Below are 16921 nucleotides of genomic sequence, written 5' to 3' on the forward strand. Positions count from 1 at the left end.
AAGGCTTGGCCTAATAAGGAAGGCATGATGGATGCCATGAACGCCCCCGCCGCCCCTGTTGCCCCCGCCGTGATCCGCCGCGAGGATTATCTTCCGCCTGCATGGCTGGTGCCGCAGGTTGATCTGGAATTCCGCCTTGGCCTTGAGGAAACGCGGGTGCGCGCGCAATTGTCCGTGCGCCGCAACCCCGATGCGCAGGGGGATCAGACGATCCGCCTGAAGGGCGACGGGCTGACCGCCTTGCTGGTCGAGGTGGACGAGGTGGTGCGCAATGACTGGCGGATGGAGGGGGACGATCTGCTGATCGACCTGGCCGACGACAGTCATGAGATCGTGGTGGAAACCGCGATCCACCCCGCCGCCAACAGCCAGTTGATGGGCCTTTACGCCTCGGGCGGGATGCTTTGCACGCAATGCGAGGCCGAAGGCTTTCGCCGCATCGCCTTTCACCCCGACCGCCCCGATGTGCTGAGCATCTATCGCGTGCGGATGGAGGGCAGCCGCGAGGCTTTCCCGGTGCTGCTTTGCAACGGCAATCCGGTGGCGTCGGGCGACTGCGGCGATGGCAACCATTGGGCCGAATGGCACGATCCATGGCCCAAGCCGTCCTATCTGTTTGCCTTGGTGGCGGGCGATCTGGTGGCCACGACCGACCATTTCACCACGATGGAGGGGCGCGAGGTCACGCTCAACATCTATACCCGCAAGGGCGATGAGGGGCGGACCGATCATGCGATGCGCAGCCTCATCAACTCGATGAAATGGGACGAGGAGGTCTTTGGTCGCGCCTATGACCTTGATCTGTTCAACATCGTGGCCGTGTCCGATTTCAACATGGGGGCGATGGAGAACAAGGGGCTCAACGTCTTCAACACGCGCTATGTGCTGGCCGACCCGGAAACGGCGACGGATAGCGATTATGATGCGGTTGAGGGCGTCATTGGCCATGAATATTTCCACAACTGGTCGGGCAATCGCATCACCTGCCGCGACTGGTTCCAATTGAGCCTGAAGGAAGGCTTCACCGTGCTGCGCGATCAGATGTTCAGCGCGGATATGGGGTCCGAGCCGGTCAAGCGCATCGAGGATGTGCGCATCCTGCGCAGCGCCCAGTTCCCCGAGGACAGCGGGCCTTTGGCCCATCCGATCCGGCCCGATTCCTATCAGGAAATCAGCAATTTCTATACCGCCACCGTCTATAACAAGGGCGCCGAGGTGATCCGCATGATGCGGGTGATGGCCGGGGCGGAGCGTTTCCGCAAAGGCACCGACCTCTATTTCGCCCGCCATGACGGCGAGGCGGCAACGTGCGAAGATTTCATCCGCGCCATCGAGGAAGGCGCGGGGCTGGACCTGACGCAATTTCGCCTGTGGTATGCGCAGGCCGGGACGCCGCGCGTGGGGATCAGCTTTACCCATGAGGGCGAGGAGGCGGTGCTGCGCCTGAGCCAGCAGGTGCCGCCGACGCCGGGCCAGCCGGACAAATTGCCGGTGCCGATCCCGCTGCGCCTTGCCCTGTTTGATCCGGCCACGGGCGCGCATCGCGGCGAGGAGTTGATCGTGATGCGTGCGGCGCAGGAGGAGCACCGCTTTTCCGGCTGGCCCACGCGCCCGGTGCTCTCGATCAACCGGGGCTTTTCCGCGCCCGTGACCATCGAGGCGGACACCAGCCTTGATGATCTGGTGTTTCTGGCCGCGCATGATGATGATCCCTTTGCCCGCTATGAGGCGATGCAGAGCCTGATGGTGCGCCATCTGGTGGCGGCCGCATCGGGCGCTATGGATGACGCCCGCCGCGCCGCCGAGCGCAAGGCGATTGGCGCGGCGATGCTGGCGATCCTGAACGATCCGGCCATCGACGATCTGATGCGGGGCGAATTGCTGATCCTGCCTCCTCACGCCTATCTGGCCGAGCAATTGCCGGTGGTGGACCCCGGCCTGCTGCATGGCGAGCGCGAGGGTTTGAAGGCATGGCTGGGCGGCGAATTGGGCGATGCCTTTGCCGCGCTGCATGACCGGGCCAGCGAGGTGCGTTTCGGGCTGGACGCGGCGGCCAAGGGCGCGCGCAAGGTCAAGACGCAGGCGCTGGTCTATCTGGCAGCAGCCCAGGGGGCCGGGGCGGCAGAGCGCGCCGCCGCGCAATATGACGCGGCCGACAACATGACCGACCGGCAGGGCGCGCTGATGGTGCTGTGCGGGTTGGACAGCCCGCTGCGCGAGGAAAAACTGGCCGATTTCCATCAGCGGCACGAGGGCAATGCGCTGGTCATCGACAAGTGGTTCTCGCTTCAGGCCGGATCGCTGCATCCCGATGTGCTCGATCATGTCAAGGCGCTGGCGCAGCACCCCGATTTCACCATCCACAATCCCAACCGGGCGCGGGCGCTTTATATGGCGCTGGCGGTCAATCCGGCGGGGTTCCATGATGCGGGGGGCGAGGGCTATCGGCTGATCGGGGATCTCATCCTCGCGCTCGACCCGATCAATGCCCAGACGGCGGCGCGTTTCGTGCCCTCGCTGGGCCGCTGGCGGCGGGTGGAGGCGGGGCGCAGCGCCTTGATGAAGGCGCAGCTCGACCGGATATTGGCGACGCCCGGCCTGTCCAAGGATGTGTTCGAACAGGTGAGCAAGAGCCTTGGATAACTTTGGGGTTGAGGTGATCAAAGCCGCCGCTCTGGGCACGGTGCCGCACGGGTTTCTGGGGCGGCGCGGCGGCGTGTCGGTGGGCCCGGTGGCGGGGCTGAATGTGGGCCTTGGCAGCGCGGATGATCCGGCGGCGGTGGCGCAAAACCGGCGGCTGGCGGCCGATAGCGTGTTGCCCGGTGCCATTCTGGCGACCTGCTATCAGGTGCATTCGGCGCTCTGTGTGGAGGCCGATGCATGGCCGGATGCCGAGCGTCCCCATGCCGATGCGCTGGTGACGGATCGGGCGGGAATCGTGCTGGGCGTGCTGACCGCCGATTGCGCGCCGGTGCTGTTTGCCGATGTGCAGGCGGGCGTGGTGGGCGCGGCCCATGCCGGGTGGAAGGGCGCCTTTACCGGCGTTTGCGAGGCCACCGTGGACGCCATGGAGGCGCTTGGCGCGCGGCGCGAGCGGATTGCGGCCGCCATCGGGCCTTGCATTGCGCAAAAATCCTATGAGGTGGACGAGGCTTTCCGCGCGCGTTTTCTGGCGCAGGCCGCAGGCCATGATCGCTTCTTCATCGCCGGGCGCGAGGGGCATCATCACTTCGCGCTCGAAGCCTATGTCGCTGATCGGCTGGCGGAATATGGCGTCGGCGTGGTGGAGGGGCTGGGGCTGGACACCTATGATGATGAGGCCCGATTCTATTCCTTTCGCCGCGCCACCCATGCAGGCGAGGCCGATTATGGCCGTCAGATCGCGCTGATCGGGGTGGGTTGAGACAAAAGGGCAAAGAAAAAGGCCATTGGCAGCACTGGTTTTGATGTTTATCAAAACCAAAAAAGCCGGTGACCGTATGGGACAGACCACACGGATCGCGGGGGAGAAGATTCCTGACGATACCGTATTGCAGCTTCATGCTGTGATCGCGATGATGTTCATTCGTTTTTTCGGTCCTGCGGCCCGCATGGACCATTGGTGCAAGGCAAGGGTCAAACATGACAGAAACTGCTGTTGCTGAAAGTCCCAACGATACGGCGCAGGGGGTGCGTCGGCGGGACTTCATCTATGTGGCTGCCACGGGTGCGGCAGGCGTTGGCGCAGCCAGCGTTCTGGTGCCCCTGATCAGCCAGATGGCCCCCTCGGCCGATGTGCTGGCCGAAAGCTCGACCGAGATCGACATTGGCGCGATCCAGCCCGGACAGGCGATCAAGGCGGTGTTTCACAAGCAGCCGGTCTTTGTGCGCCGGTTGACCCCGGTCGAAATCGCCGAGGCGAACAAGGTGGACGTGGCAACCTTGCGCGATCCCCAGACCCTTGAGGAACGCACCAAGAAGGGCAAGGAAGAATGGCTCATCACCATGGGCGTCTGCACCCATCTGGGCTGCGTGCCGCTGGGCGCGGGCGAGGGTGAGGTCAAGGGCGAGTTCGGGGGCTATTTCTGCCCCTGCCATGGCTCGACCTATGACACTGCCGCGCGCATCCGCAAGGGTCCGGCCCCGAAGAATCTCGAGGTGCCGCCTTATGAGTTCACCAGCGACACTGTCGTGAAGATCGGGTGAGGAAGACGAGATGAGCTTTCCCTGGGCCAATGAATACAAGCCGAGCCACCCGGCGATGGTGTGGCTGGACGAAAAGCTGCCTTTGCCGCGCTTTGTCTATAATGCGATCGGCGCGGGCTATCCGGTGCCGCGCAATCTGAACTACATGTATAATTTCGGCGTTCTGGCCGGTTTCTGTCTGGTGATCCAGATCGTGACGGGCGTCGTGCTGGCCATGCATTATGCGGCCAACACGGGCGTGGCCTTTAATTCGACCGAACATATCATGCGCGATGTCAACTGGGGCTGGATGCTGCGCTATGGCCATGCCAATGGCGCCTCGGCCTTCTTTGTCGTCGTCTATTTCCATATTTTCCGCGGGTTTTTCTATGGGTCCTACAAGGCCCCGCGCGAGATGATCTGGCTGCTGGGCGTTGCCATCTTCCTTTTGATGATGGCCACCGCCTTCATGGGCTATGTGCTGCCCTGGGGTCAGATGTCCTATTGGGGCGCCAAGGTGATCACCGGCCTGTTCGGCGCGATTCCCTTGGTGGGCGAGCCGATCCAGACCTGGCTGCTGGGCGGGTTTGCGCCGGACAATGCCGCGCTCAACCGCTTCTTCTCGCTGCACTTCCTGCTGCCCTTCGTCATTTTGGGCGTGGTGATCCTGCATATCTGGGCGCTGCATATCCCCGGCTCGACCAACCCGACCGGGGTTGAGGTAAAGCAGGAATCGGACACTGTGCCGTTCCACCCCTATTACACCGCCAAGGACGGGTTCGGCCTGGGCGTGTTCCTGTTCTTCTACTGCGCGATGCTGTTCTTTGCGCCCAATGCGCTGGGCCACCCGGACAATTACATTCCGGCCAACCCGATGCAGACGCCCGCGCATATCGTGCCGGAATGGTATTTCTGGCCCTTCTACGCGATTCTGCGCGCCTTTACCCAGAACTTCCTGTTCTTCCCGGCCAAGCTGATGGGCGTGCTGGCGATGTTCAGCTCGATCCTGGTGTGGTTCCTGCTGCCCTGGCTGGATAAATCGCCGGTGCGTTCGGGCCATTTCCGCCCCACCTTCAAAAAGTTCTTCTGGCTGCTGGTGATTGACGTGGCGGTGCTGGGCTATTGCGGCGGTTCGCCGGCCGAAGAGCCCTATGTGATCATCAGCCAGATCGCGGCGCTCTATTACTTCGCCCACTTCTTCATCATCCTGCCGCTCGTCTCGATGACGGAAAAGCCGCTGCCGCTGCCTTTCTCGATCACTGAAGCCGTGCTGGGGGCCGATGAAGCCGCAGCCCTCAATCCGGCCCCGGCCGAATAAGCGAGCGAGGATAGAGACACATCATGATCCGTATCTTTTCCATGCTCGTGGGCGCCTTCTTCTCGCTGGCCCTGTTGTGGTCGGCGGGCAAGGGCACCGTGGCCTATATTTCCGAGCCGCCCGCCAAGACGGTCGAGGCCGAATTCCATCAGCACCCCAAGGCGCTGAGCCTGTCTTCGGACGGCCCCTTCGGCAAATTTGATCGTCAGCAGCTTCAGCGCGGTTTTCAGGTCTATTCCGAAGTCTGCGCGACCTGCCATGCGATCAAACAGGTGTCCTATGGCGACCTGCGCGAGCTGGGCTATAACGACGCCGAGGTGAAGGCGATTGCCGCCAAGGCGCAGATCCCCGAATACAATCCCGCCACCGGCGAGGTTAAGACCCATCCCGGCGCGCTCAAGGACCATTTCCCGCCGGTCGTCTATGGCGGCTCGGGCAATCCGCCCGACCTCTCGCTGATCGCCAAGGCGCGTCATGGCGGGGCGGCCTATGTCTACTCGCTGCTGACCGGCTATGCCGATCAGGCGGGCTACAAGAACGAAAAGGGCGAGGAACTGCTCAAGAAGTTCCCCGATGCCAAGACGCCTGACGGCTTGTTCTTCAACCCGTATTTCGCCAATCTGAACATCGCCATGCCCCAGCCGCTCGTCTCGGATGGTCAGGTCGCCTATAAGGACGGCACCAAGGCCACCGTCGACCAGATGGCGCAGGACGTGGCCGCCTTCCTCGTGTGGACCGCCGAACCCAAGCTGGAAAAGCGCCACCAGACCGGCTGGCCGGTGCTCGGCTTCCTGCTCTTCGCCACGGTGCTGGCCTATATGGCCTATCGCACCGTCTGGGCGGAGAAGAAGGGCCATTGATCCTTTGGATCGGAAGGAATGCCCCCTGCATCGCGCGATGCGGGGGGCTTTTCTTTTGGCCTCAAATGACTTTTTCATGTCGCCATTCCAGCCTATAGGCCCCGCTCATGACACCCCCCATGACACCTGACGCCATGAAAGCGCTCGTCCGCACGATCCCCGATTTTCCCAAGCCGGGCATCCTGTTCCGCGACATCACCACCCTGATCGGCCATGGCGAGGGCTTTGCCGCCAGCGTCGCCCTGCTGGCCGAGCGCGCGGCGGAGGCCGGCGCGCAGGCGATTGCGGGCCTTGAGGCGCGCGGCTTCATCTTTGGCGCAGGCGTCGCGGCCCGGTTGGGCCTGCCCTTCATCCCCGTGCGCAAGCCGGGCAAGCTGCCCGTGCCGGTGCTGGCGATTGATTATGCGCTGGAATATGGCACCGACACGCTGGAGGTCGATCCCGGCGCCGTGGCGCAGGGGCACAAGGTCGTCATCGTCGATGATCTGATCGCGACCGGCGGCACCGCTTGCGCCGCGCTCACCTTGCTGCGCCGCGCGGGCGCGGTGGTGGACGAGGCGCTTTTCGTGATCGACCTGCCCGATCTTGGCGGGGCCGAGCGTTTGCGCACGGAGGGCGTGACGGTGCGCCCGATCATGGATTTCCCCGGCCATTGATATTTTGCATGGGCGCAGGCGCTTGACGGCGCCGCGCCCGCATGGCAAGCGCTTCGCCACCACAGCGCCGGTCCAAACCAGCAGCGCGCCCATGAGCGGGTATAGCATAGTGGTAATGTCCTAGCCTTCCAAGCTAGTCAGGCGGGTTCGATTCCCGCTACCCGCTCCAAGCCTCTGAAAATAAACGATTTAGGCAAAAATAAGGGGCCGTGTGACCCACAACTGTCGCACAAACGCTCCATCAGAGGGTTGTGGCGGCGAGGATCGGTCTACCAGTTCTGAATGCGGGTTCCCCGTGATCTTCGGGATAAGGTTCATCAGGATCACGTGAATCGGTTTGAACGGATGCGGTGGATGCCCCCTTTGTCCGGCATCGTATCTTGCTGATCGGGAATTGCGCCCCTAAGCATCAAACCATGTGGCGACAATATGTTATTCTGCCGGGACAGGCGGCCTGCGTCGTCTTGGCGGCGCTATGCGCCGATACTGCAGCGTGTCAGGAGGGGAATCTGTCGGGCCATACGCGTCCGGAAACCGTCCAAATGACACCCTTGCAACTTTTTGGTTTTGCCGATTCTGCGCGTGATAGAAAGGACTACCTCACCGCCGAGGCCGGGTATCGCGCGCTGGCGGGCAACAGCAATGCCGACATTCGCGCAGAAGCGCGGTTCCGTCTGGCGATGATGCTGGCTTATCAATGCAACAGGCCGACCGAGGCCGCGCGATTGCTGCGCCAGATTCTGGATGAAAAGCCCAAGGTCGCCCGCGTCAGGCTTGAACTGGCGCGGATCGACGCCATGCTTGGACGAATTGGCGCGGCCGGGCGGGAATTGCGGGCCGCACAGGCCGCCGGGCTTCCGCCGGAGGTCGAACGGATGGTGCGCTTTTACGCGCAGGCGCTGGATGTCAGGCGTCCGCTGGGCGGCAGCCTTGAAGTCACACTTGCCCCCGACAGCAATATCAACCGCGCCACGGCCGCATCGTCTCTGGCCACCGTCCTGGGCAATTTTTCGCTCAGCAAGGATGCCAAAGCGTCTTCCGGTGTCGGTGCGGCTGTGCGCGGACAGGCCTTCGCCCGAATGCGCGCGACAGAAGGTGTTGATGTGCTCGCCCGCGTTTCGGGCAGCGCCAACGTCTATCGCGTGAGCGACTTTGACGACATGATCATCGCTCCGCAAATCGGCCCCGAATTGACGCTGGGCAAAGGAAAGCTCAATCTTGCCGCAGGTGCGGCTTGGCGCTGGTATGGCGCGGTGCCCTATTCCTTTGCATGGGTTGGCAGCGCCAACTGGCAGCAGCCGTTGGGCAAAAAAGGGCAATTGCGCACCGATGCAGCCTTCTCGGCGGTCACGAACCGTCGCAATGCGTTGGAAACGGGCAATGTCTGGTCGCTGGGCGTTGGGGTGGATCGCGCTTTTTCCGCAAGATTTGGCGGCGGCATTCAAGGGACGGCCTTGCGTCAGACCGCACGCGACAGGGCCTATGCCACCGGGGGAGGTGGGATCAATGGCTATCTCTTTCGCGAGATCGGCAAGACGACGATGACGGTCAATGCGGCCTATAACCATCTGGAGGCCGACGCTCGGATGGCGTTGTTCAACAACCGACGGATCGATAACACTTTTATTCTGGGCAGCAGCGCCACTTTGCGTCAAATCCACGTGGGCAGCATTGCCCCGGTGGTGCGCTTTCGATACGAGCGTAACGCTTCAACGGTGCAGATTTACGATTACCGGCGCTTTGTGGGCGAAGTCGGGGTTACGGCTGCCTTTTGATGCCGGCATTGGGGCGATGACAGGGGGAAAGATTGATGCGCGTGAAATTCACGATCCAGGCTGTCGCCATTTCTCTGGCCAGCCTTGCCCTTGCCGGCTGCGGCGGCGATGGAGGCAATGGCGGGGTGGCTTCCGCGCCCGTCCCGCTTACCAATGCCTCGCTCGCTAAACTGGTGGCCAGCCAGAGCTTTACCAATGACGCGGCCACGCAAAGCGCCAGCTTTAATCTCAGCAATTCCCAGACCGTGACCGGCTCGTCGGCCAAATCAACGCTGACCATCCAATATGATCTGGCCAGCAACACCTACACCCTCACCGCGCCGGGCCGCAGCCAAAGTTTTGCAGCCGCCGACATCACCAGCAACGCCAATGGGCAGGCCGAGTTCAAGAAGACCGCCAATGGAGCAACGGACTATCTGACGCTGGGCGCGGCCACATTTGGCGGCACAAGCGGCCCTCAATATGTCGGGCTTGGCTCATGGCAGCGCAATACGGTCAATGGCTCGTCGCAGAGCACCAGCTTTGACATTTTTACCTATGGCTTGAACACGCCAGCCTCGGCGGTTCCCCGCACCGGACAGGCCGCGTTGAACGCCTATGTTTTCGGGCTGACCACCAAGCCCAATGTCGAACCGGCCTCCTTCAGCGGAAACGGGCGGTTTGACATTGATTTCCAGCGCGGCATTTTCAACACATCCGCCTATGTCACCGAAAACTCGCTGGTCAGCGGAGCGAGCGCCTCGGGCGGCAATATTCAATTCTACAGCAGCGGCGCGCTGTCCTCCACGGATGGCACATTGTCGGGGCTGGCCTATTACAGCGGGATGCATGCCTATGCATCCGGCACGTTGAATGGCCGGCTCTATGGCCCGGCGGGTCAGGAAGTGGGCGCCAGCTTTTCGGTAAACGGCACGGACGGCAGTGCAGCCAGCGGGGCTCTGATTGCCTATGCATCCGGCACGCCGCTGTCGCCGACCAATCTATCCATCACCAATCTGGTCACCAGCCAGCTTTACGGCGCGCAGGGTGCCTCTCTGTATGTCTCACGTAATGCATTCTCGGGCGCGTTGACCTATTTCACCAGCTTTGGCGTCGAATACCAGCAATTGACGCAGGCGCCGGACGGCAGCCTGCTGGTGCCCGGCACGTCCAATCGGCCCTATTTCCAATATGCCGCAAGCGACAAAATCAGCGGCGCGGCCAATTTCACGACATATCAAAAGACGGTGAACGGCCAAACCGGCACGACCGAAGTCTATAACGCCGGCAGCGGCAATACAGAATTGGCGCTTACCTACTCCAGTTTTGCCCATATCTTCGATGGAACGATCAGCGCCAATGCGATGCAGCAGACTTTTGAAGTTTTCGGACTGTCGACGAGTCCGGGCCTGCTGAGCGCACGCACCGGCACCGCGCATTACAGCGGGGTGGCCTATGGCGCGGCGGGCAATACGGCCACAAACGCGACCTACAAGGTCACCGGCACATCCACCTTTGACGTCAATTTCACCAGCCAGTCCTATACTGGCGCGCTCAATCTTTCCGGTTCGGGCAGTTCCGGCTCGGTTGATTTCGGCGCCTTCAACTTTGCGGGCAATATGGCGCGTGGACAAGGGGTGACCGGGCCGCTCAATCAGGGCGGCACGGCGGTGGGCACCATCACGCCGCAGTTCTTTGGCCCGACGGGCCAGGAAATCGGCGGACCGTTCCAGCTGACGATGCCCGCGGGCAGCGCAACGGCGGGAACCGCCATTGCGGGCGTGGCGCTGGCCAAAGGGGGATAGTCGCCCGCAACCGGACGTTTGCGGGCGCGACACCGATCATGGAAAGCTGCCCTTGGTTCATTCAATCTGTCCGGGCTGTTTGCGTCAGAACCCCATGCGCACGCTGCCGCCTCCCTTGGCTGCGCTTTTATCGCCAAGGCGGGCGAAGATGTCAGCGGCGTCGCGCGCGGGTGCATAGCGCAGTTGGCGCGCCACCGCCGCAAAATCCTCTGGCGTCAGGTTGCGCAGGGCTGTGATGCCCTCCGGCGGTTTCCTTCCGAAGCGCTGGCGAAAGGCGCGCATCAGGCGGTTCGGACCCGGCGGTTGCAGCTTCAGCTTGAAGAAAACGTGGCGCAAGATGGCCGGGTCCAGATTGTCGGGATGGTTGGTGGCGGCCACCACCGGCAAGGGGGGGCTGGTCAAGCCAGATCAGCATCTCATTGACCTGCCCCACCTCCCAACTGGCGCGAGCCTGCCGCCGGTCGAACAACGACGAATCCGCCTCGTCGAACAGCAGCACGCCATCGCGGCGCAGAGGGATCAGGAAGACCGCCGAGACCAAGGAGCCAGGTGTCAGGCACGCGCCGCAGCCAGCGCGCCGTCCGGGCGCGCCCGGAACTGTCTGAGCCAATAGTCCAGACTTACAAAACGTCCGCCGCCGTAGAAGAAGAGGACAGCAAGCATAATGACATAGGTGACCGTAAACTCGATGCCGTTGTTGAGCACCACCGGGTCGCCATATTGCGTGATGTAGTTGAACCGGCCGGGAAAATTCTGTGCCAACCATTCCATGAAGGCCTGGAGCCGCAGGGTGGACTCGGCGGTCTTCCCCGCGATTGCCGCCCACCCGTGCGACCAGTGGACCGACAGGCCGGCAACCGTCATCGTCACCATCAGCGGGATCGAGATCAGACGGGTAAACAGGCCGAGCGCCAGAAGGATGCAACCGGCGGTTTCCGTCGCCGTGGCGAGAACCGCCATCAGCAGGGGGGCGGGCATGTTCAGCCCACCCTGTGCAACGGGGGCGCCAAACCACTGCACCAGCGCCTCGAAGCCGGTCAGCTTTGCGTGTGCCCCTTCGTAAAAGATAGGCAGCAGATAGAGCCGGATGGCGAGCGGGGCGAGGAAGTCCAGCGCGCGGGCCTTTTCCAGCGCGGTGTCAACAAGGGCGATCAGTTTCATGCGGGGTCTCCGATGGTCTTTGGGGTGGGCAGAACAGGCCGCAGACCAGACCACGCGTCAGGCTGGTCTGGAGTTCGACGGTCGAGCAACAGGGCATGAGCGCGTCGAAAAGCCCGGCAAGCGGCGCCGCTTCCTTCGCGCGAACATGCTCGACCAGCAGGCAATCCGGCAGCGTCAGCGGCAGGGTGAGCACCTGATGACTGGCGGTTCGGAAAATCGCATACGGGCGATCGACGCCGTCCCCTGCAACCTCTGGCCGGGCGGGATCGAACTGCAACAACACCAGACGGGCGGTGGGGTTTAGCGAAAGCCTGTCTACATCCGTGCTGGCGGGTGGCACCGATGCGGCGTCGATCTCGGCCGCGAGCAGCGCCCACTCATATTCCAGCAGCGCGATCTGTTGGGGCGGCGACACAAGTTGGCGCTGCGCAAAAAGCAGAAACTCGGTGGCGATATGGTGGAACTGCGGGCGCGTCGCCGGGTGGCGCTGGATAAAGGCTTCGATCGCCGCATCCAGTGCCGCGCTGCCGATACGGCCGGTGAACAGCGGGAAGCTTGCCCGCAGGACGTCGGCGACATTCTCGCGCAGCAACTGGCCGTATATCCCCGAGCCGATTGTGCGGGCGGCCCGGCAGAAGCCGGCGAATTCCATCGCCATGGCGGGCGGTGCGGCGGTTTCAGGCGAGGACATGGCGGCCTTCGTCGACGGCGGTTGCGATATTGCCAAGATCAGCAAGCAGGACATCGAGCGCGGGCACGTTGTTGTCGCGTTCGAGCAGCAGCGGGCGCGCGCCGTGCAGCGCCCAGACCTTACGCGCGAGTGCCATGACTGCGTCGGCGACTGGCGTGCCATGAGTATCGAGCAGAAGCCCATCAGCAAGTTCGAGATGCCCGGCGATGTGATAATAGACGATGGCCTCGGAGGGCAGCGCGCGGAGGAACCCGTCGGCATCGCTGCCGTGGTTGCGCGCATTCACATAGGCGTTGTTGATGTCGAGCAGGATGCCGCAACCGGAGCGCGCGACGAGCTCGGCGAAGAACGCGCCCTCGGGCATCTCCCCGCTGTAAAGGTGATAGGCGGAGATGTTTTCCAGCACGAGGCGGCGGCCGGTAATGTCCTGCACCTGCGCGATACGGTCGGCCAGATAGGGCAGGTTCTGCGCGCGGCGCGGAACCGGAAGCAGATCGTAGAGATAGCCGGTGCTGTCGCGCGCGGCGCTCAGGTGATCGCTGTAGATGGCAATGCCATAGTCGTCGAGGAACCGGGCAACATCGCGCAAGAAGGCGGTGTTGAGCGGCTCGGTATCGGCGATGGACAGGCTCAGGCCATGCGCGACCAATGGATAGCGATCGGCGATGCGGTCGAGTTGGTCGCGCTTGAGACCGCCAATCTGCATCCAGTTTTCGGGGGCGACTTCCAGAAAATCCAGACCTTTAACGGCCGGCGATTCGAGAAGGGTATCGACGAACTCGGGCCGAAGCCCAAGTCCGCGCGCCCCTGCGGTCAGCGTCCGCATACGCCCTCCGCCAACCGGCTTTGGCTGTTTTCAGCGACCTTGTAGCCCTTGCCGGTGAGGCCGCACTTGCCGTCGCGGGCGCGGACCAGGACGCCGTTCGGATCGTGCCGGAGCTTGGTCTGGCTGTAGATCTTTTCGGTGCCGCACTTGCCGCTGGCGCATTTGCCGCCGCCCTTGGCGGGCTGTGATGCGGTGGCGGGGGCCTGCGGCGCCGCATAGGCCGGGGCGGCAAGCAGCGAAGTGGCGGCGATGCCCAGGATCAGTTCATGCTTCATGATGATATGCTCCTTTTCATTCAATGGGAAAGCGGGAAGCAGGAGAGATCGCGGCCAGCAAAGACGGGGCCGTGATAATAGCGCTGGATGATCGCGACATTCTTGTCCTTGTCCTTCAGCGAGCGGCCCATGAAGTGGTCGAGGACGAGCATCTTCGGATGGATCTGTGCCGCGATCTTGCCGACGACCGTTGGCGTCGCATGGAGGAAGCGGGACTGGGCATCGGCATCATCGTCGATGGCGGCGGGCATCATCAGCAGGTCGGCGCCCTTGGCGAAATCGATGAATTCCTTGCGGCTGCCGTTCTGGTCGGCCGAGAGCACCATCACGCCCTTGGGTGTGTCGATGCGATAGGCGAGCGCAGGCACATCGCCATGCGGGATGCCCAGAGCGGAAATGGTGACGCCATCGCCCTGCCAGACCTTGGTGGCGACGGGGCTGGCGACGTTGACGTTCGAGGGGTGAACCGACAGGTTCAGGCCATCGGTGCCGCCAGACAGTCCGGCCAGATATTCAAACGCGCCATGGCCTCGGCCGAATTCGCGATCAAAGAAAGCGGTCATGCTTGGAAAGTTCGCATTGCCGCCGGGGCCGACCAGCGCCACGTCATGACGGCCGCTGAGGAAATAGGCGCCTTTCAGGATTGCCGGCAGGTCCGCCACGTGATCGGTGTGGAAATGCGAGATGCCGATGAAGTCGAGATCTTCGAGCCGGGCGCCGGTCTGGCCATAGCGCAGATAGGTGCCGCCGCCTGCGTCGATCAGCAGTCGCGCCTTGCCATCGATCCACACCACCGCGCCCGATGACGCGCGGGCGTCGTCCGAGACGGGGCCGCCCGATCCCAGCAACTGGAGGGTGATGCCGCTCTTGCAGGTGGTCGCGGAGTCATCGGCGGCGGCTGTGGCGGGCGCCGCAGCCTTACCGGTGGGCGTGGAGGAACCGGAACATCCGGCCAGTGCCAGCGCGGCGGCCAAGGCAGAGAGGGGGAGATACGGCTTCATGTTGGTCTCCGATGCGAGAAAAGAGGGGCCGGTTCAGGCCAGCCCCAGCAGGTGGATCAGGCCGAGGCTGATCGCCCCGAGCACGAGGAGCGAGAGGACGACAGCAGCGGTCACGCGGCCTCCGGCATGGGCCACCGTGCGGACATCGACCCCCAGACCGAGCGCTGCCATCGAGACGACGGTGAGCAACGTGGCGGCTTCGTTCGCCGGAGCCAGCGCGGCCTGCGGGATCAGGCCGAAGGAACGCAGCCCCATCAGGCCGAGAAAACCGATGATGAACCATGGCACGAGGTGGTGCAGGGGCGGCCTGCCAAGGGCGGGGCGTTCGCCGGTGGTCACATGCGGGGGCAATTCGTCGGCTTCCTCGCGCAGCTTTGGCGCGATCAGCGAAAGGATCAGGCAGACCGGGCCAAGCATCAGCACGCGCACCAGCTTGACGAGCGTCCCCATCTGGACGGCGGTGGCCCCACCGGGCGCGGCGGCGGCGATCACCTGCGGCACGGCATAGACGGTGAGGCCTGCAAGCGCGCCGAACTGGTGGCCGCTCAGGTGCAGGCCAAAGGCGAGCAGCGGCAGCATCAGCACGACCACCACGCCCAATACGGCGGTAAAGCCGATCGAGGCCGCAACGTCCTCGCCGTCCGCGCCGATCACCGGCGCCACTGCGGCAATGGCCGAGTTGCCGCAGATCGAATTGCCGCAGGCGACGAGCAGCGCCATTCGCGTCGGCAGCCCCAGCAATCGCCCGATCAGATAGCTGCTGGCGATGGCTGCACAGACCACGAAGGCGATGCCGATCAACAGGCCCGCTCCGGCGGCCATGATCGTCGCTGCGCTGACCGAGGCGCCCAGCAGGACAACGGCGAGTTCGAGCAGAACCTTGGCGCTGAACGTGATGCCGGGAAACCAGCGCTTGTCCGGCGTCCAGACGGTGCGGACGGTTGTGCCGATCAGGATCGCGAGGACGAGCGCTTCCAACCAGGTGCGCCCGAAAACCGCCGCTTCGATCCGTTGCAGGATGAGGGCGCCTCCGGTCACGGTCAGGCATAGTGCGAGGCCAGGCAGAAGGGCGCTGCCGGGCAGTTCGGGGTGGCTGGACAGGCTCTGTGTCGTCACGTTGCATCTCCTTGGTGAGACACAGATGCGACCAGCCGACCGATCAATCCAACGATCAATTTATATGGTTATGATCGATTTAAGTTGTTGATTGGCCGCGCTCCGGCCTGATCGCGCTGGCGATGGAGCGTCATCAGCGCCATCTGGCGGCACGTTTTCTTGATCCGTCGAAAAATCCTCGTGATCAAACCAATCGCTTGAAACGATCAGATCACCCAGTCCGGCTGCGCGTTGAAGCTCTTGATCGTATCGAGCAACGCGTCGGCCGCCTTGCTCCGGTAACGCTCCTTCTGTCGCAGCCCGTGGAACGGGCGCGGGGGAAGCGCGAGCGGCAGCGCGAACAGCGCGCGGGCTTCCAGCAGCGGGGTTACGACCAACTGGGACAGCATCGCGCTGCCCACGCCCGCGCGCACCGCCGCAAGAACGGCCTCGTTGGACGGCAAGGTCAGCACCACGTTGAGCGTGTGCGGGTCGAGGCCTCGATCCTGAATAGCGGCCTCGAAGGTCGAGCGCGTGCCGGATCCGGGCTCGCGCATCACCCATGGGGCCGCCGCCAGCCATGCGTTGGTGATCGCCTCGGCGGGGGTGCTGCTCACCAGCAACATGCGGTCTTCGCCCACCTTCCAGTACGCGAGCGACGGATCATCGACCGCCCCTTCAATGAAGCCCAGTTCGGCCTCGCCGTCCCGCACGCTGCGTGCGGCGCCTTCGGTGTTGGCGATTGCGACGGAGAGTTCGATCTCGGGATAGCGGCGGTGAAAAGCGGCCAATCGCTCGGGCAGCCAGTACGCGGCGATGGTCTGGCTGGCCACGAGCCGCAGATGGCCGCGCTTGAGCCCGGCATATTCGCCAAGCGCCAGTTCCGCCTCGGCCGCCCGCGTCAGGACGGCCCGCGCCTCACCGAGGAAGAAGCGACCGGCATCGGTCAACTCGATGCCGCGCCCGACCCGGTGGAACAGCTTGATGGCGTGCCGTGCCTCCAGCGTGGCGATGGCGGCAGAAGCGGCGGACTGGGTGACGCCCACAGCGTCCGCCGCCCGTGTCATGTGCTCGCGTTCGGCAACGGCGACGAAAATGCGAAGCTGTTCCAAGGTCATGCGGGAAGGTTAGCAGCTTCCCCGGATTTGTCATCGTCGATGGACGGCGTCGGTGGCCAGCGTCGGTGGCCGGCGGTGCCGCTGGCGGATGCCATGCCCGGCGCGGCGCATCGTGATCCTCCACATGGGTTTCGCCCATGATTTTCGACAGATGGATTTCCTATGGCCGCGCGCGGCCACAAAGAGTGCTCTATTTT

At 63.5% G+C, this 16921-nt stretch carries 17 protein-coding genes and 1 tRNA gene; 10 read left to right on the top strand and 8 right to left on the bottom strand.

Translation table 11 applies throughout. From position 1 onward, the window contains the following. Positions 1 to 24: 24 nt before the first annotated feature. The 10 genes from pepN to PQ457_RS01080 all read left to right on the top strand — a co-directional run bounded on the left by pepN (position 25) and on the right by PQ457_RS01080 (position 10557). Positions 25 to 2643 carry an aminopeptidase N gene (gene pepN, locus PQ457_RS01035; protein ID WP_420540954.1) on the top strand — a complete coding sequence of 873 codons (2619 nt, stop codon included), beginning with the start codon at positions 25 to 27 and terminating at the stop codon, positions 2641 to 2643. Positions 2644 to 2656: 13 nt separating this feature from the next. After that, the gene (pgeF, locus tag PQ457_RS01040; protein ID WP_273617966.1) at positions 2657 to 3403 is read left to right on the top strand and encodes a peptidoglycan editing factor PgeF; all 747 of its coding nucleotides are present in this window, start codon (positions 2657 to 2659) and stop codon (positions 3401 to 3403) included. 25 nt (positions 3404 to 3428) lie between these two features. Continuing rightward, positions 3429 to 3644: a hypothetical protein gene (locus PQ457_RS01045; protein WP_273617967.1), complete on the top strand. Its 216-nt coding sequence runs from the start codon at positions 3429 to 3431 to the stop codon at positions 3642 to 3644. Then, positions 3622 to 4185, top strand: a complete 564-nt coding sequence (gene petA, locus PQ457_RS01050; protein WP_273617968.1) for a ubiquinol-cytochrome c reductase iron-sulfur subunit — start codon at positions 3622 to 3624, stop codon at positions 4183 to 4185. Before PQ457_RS01045 ends, petA begins: the two co-directional genes overlap by 23 nt. 10 nt (positions 4186 to 4195) lie before the next feature. Next, on the top strand, positions 4196 to 5482 hold the full coding sequence (locus PQ457_RS01055; protein ID WP_273617969.1) for a cytochrome b: 1287 nt from the start codon (positions 4196 to 4198) through the stop codon (positions 5480 to 5482). Between the two features lie 23 nt (positions 5483 to 5505). Then, complete coding sequence (locus PQ457_RS01060; RefSeq protein WP_273617970.1) at positions 5506 to 6342, top strand: cytochrome c1; 837 nt, start codon at positions 5506 to 5508, stop codon at positions 6340 to 6342. 119 nt (positions 6343 to 6461) lie between these two features. Continuing rightward, positions 6462 to 6998 (top strand): adenine phosphoribosyltransferase, encoded by a 537-nt coding sequence (locus PQ457_RS01065; RefSeq protein WP_273617971.1) that lies wholly within the window; start codon positions 6462 to 6464, stop codon positions 6996 to 6998. 95 nt (positions 6999 to 7093) lie between these two features. Then, positions 7094 to 7167: transfer RNA gene (locus PQ457_RS01070), tRNA-Gly, on the top strand. A gap of 373 nt (positions 7168 to 7540) precedes the next feature. Then, positions 7541 to 8773: a porin family protein gene (locus PQ457_RS01075; RefSeq protein ID WP_273617972.1), complete on the top strand. Its 1233-nt coding sequence runs from the start codon at positions 7541 to 7543 to the stop codon at positions 8771 to 8773. A gap of 41 nt (positions 8774 to 8814) precedes the next feature. Next, positions 8815 to 10557, top strand: a complete 1743-nt coding sequence (locus PQ457_RS01080; RefSeq protein ID WP_273617973.1) for a transferrin-binding protein-like solute binding protein — start codon at positions 8815 to 8817, stop codon at positions 10555 to 10557. 84 nt (positions 10558 to 10641) lie between these two features. Here PQ457_RS01080 and PQ457_RS01085 read toward each other — a convergent pair whose 3' ends face one another. The 8 genes from PQ457_RS01085 to PQ457_RS01120 form a co-directional block, all read right to left on the bottom strand. Next, a complete protein-coding gene (locus tag PQ457_RS01085) occupies positions 10642 to 10938 on the bottom strand; it encodes a hypothetical protein (protein WP_273617974.1) in 297 nt (98 codons plus the stop codon). A gap of 171 nt (positions 10939 to 11109) precedes the next feature. Then, positions 11110 to 11718 carry an HvfX family Cu-binding RiPP maturation protein gene (locus PQ457_RS01090; protein ID WP_273617975.1) on the bottom strand — a complete coding sequence of 203 codons (609 nt, stop codon included), beginning with the start codon at positions 11716 to 11718 and terminating at the stop codon, positions 11110 to 11112. Next, positions 11696 to 12409 (bottom strand): HvfC/BufC family peptide modification chaperone, encoded by a 714-nt coding sequence (locus tag PQ457_RS01095; RefSeq protein WP_273617976.1) that lies wholly within the window; start codon positions 12407 to 12409, stop codon positions 11696 to 11698. The genes PQ457_RS01090 and PQ457_RS01095 overlap by 23 nt, the downstream gene beginning before the upstream one ends. Next, the gene (locus PQ457_RS01100) at positions 12396 to 13235 is read right to left on the bottom strand and encodes an MbnB/TglH/ChrH family RiPP precursor modification enzyme (RefSeq protein WP_273617977.1); all 840 of its coding nucleotides are present in this window, start codon (positions 13233 to 13235) and stop codon (positions 12396 to 12398) included. The genes PQ457_RS01095 and PQ457_RS01100 overlap by 14 nt, the downstream gene beginning before the upstream one ends. After that, positions 13223 to 13510 (bottom strand): hypothetical protein, encoded by a 288-nt coding sequence (locus PQ457_RS01105; RefSeq protein WP_273617978.1) that lies wholly within the window; start codon positions 13508 to 13510, stop codon positions 13223 to 13225. Before PQ457_RS01105 ends, PQ457_RS01100 begins: the two co-directional genes overlap by 13 nt. 20 nt (positions 13511 to 13530) lie before the next feature. Beyond that, complete coding sequence (locus PQ457_RS01110; protein WP_273617979.1) at positions 13531 to 14511, bottom strand: MBL fold metallo-hydrolase; 981 nt, start codon at positions 14509 to 14511, stop codon at positions 13531 to 13533. Positions 14512 to 14544: 33 nt separating this feature from the next. Next, positions 14545 to 15627, bottom strand: coding sequence for a YeiH family protein (locus PQ457_RS01115; protein ID WP_273617980.1), 1083 nt, complete (start codon positions 15625 to 15627; stop codon positions 14545 to 14547). Between the two features lie 206 nt (positions 15628 to 15833). Next, entirely contained in the window at positions 15834 to 16724 is an 891-nt protein-coding gene (locus PQ457_RS01120; RefSeq protein WP_273617981.1) for a LysR family transcriptional regulator, read from the bottom strand. Between the last annotated feature and the right edge of the window lie 197 nt (positions 16725 to 16921).

This window comes from Novosphingobium humi (assembly GCF_028607105.1).
Classification (GTDB): domain Bacteria; phylum Pseudomonadota; class Alphaproteobacteria; order Sphingomonadales; family Sphingomonadaceae; genus Novosphingobium; species Novosphingobium humi.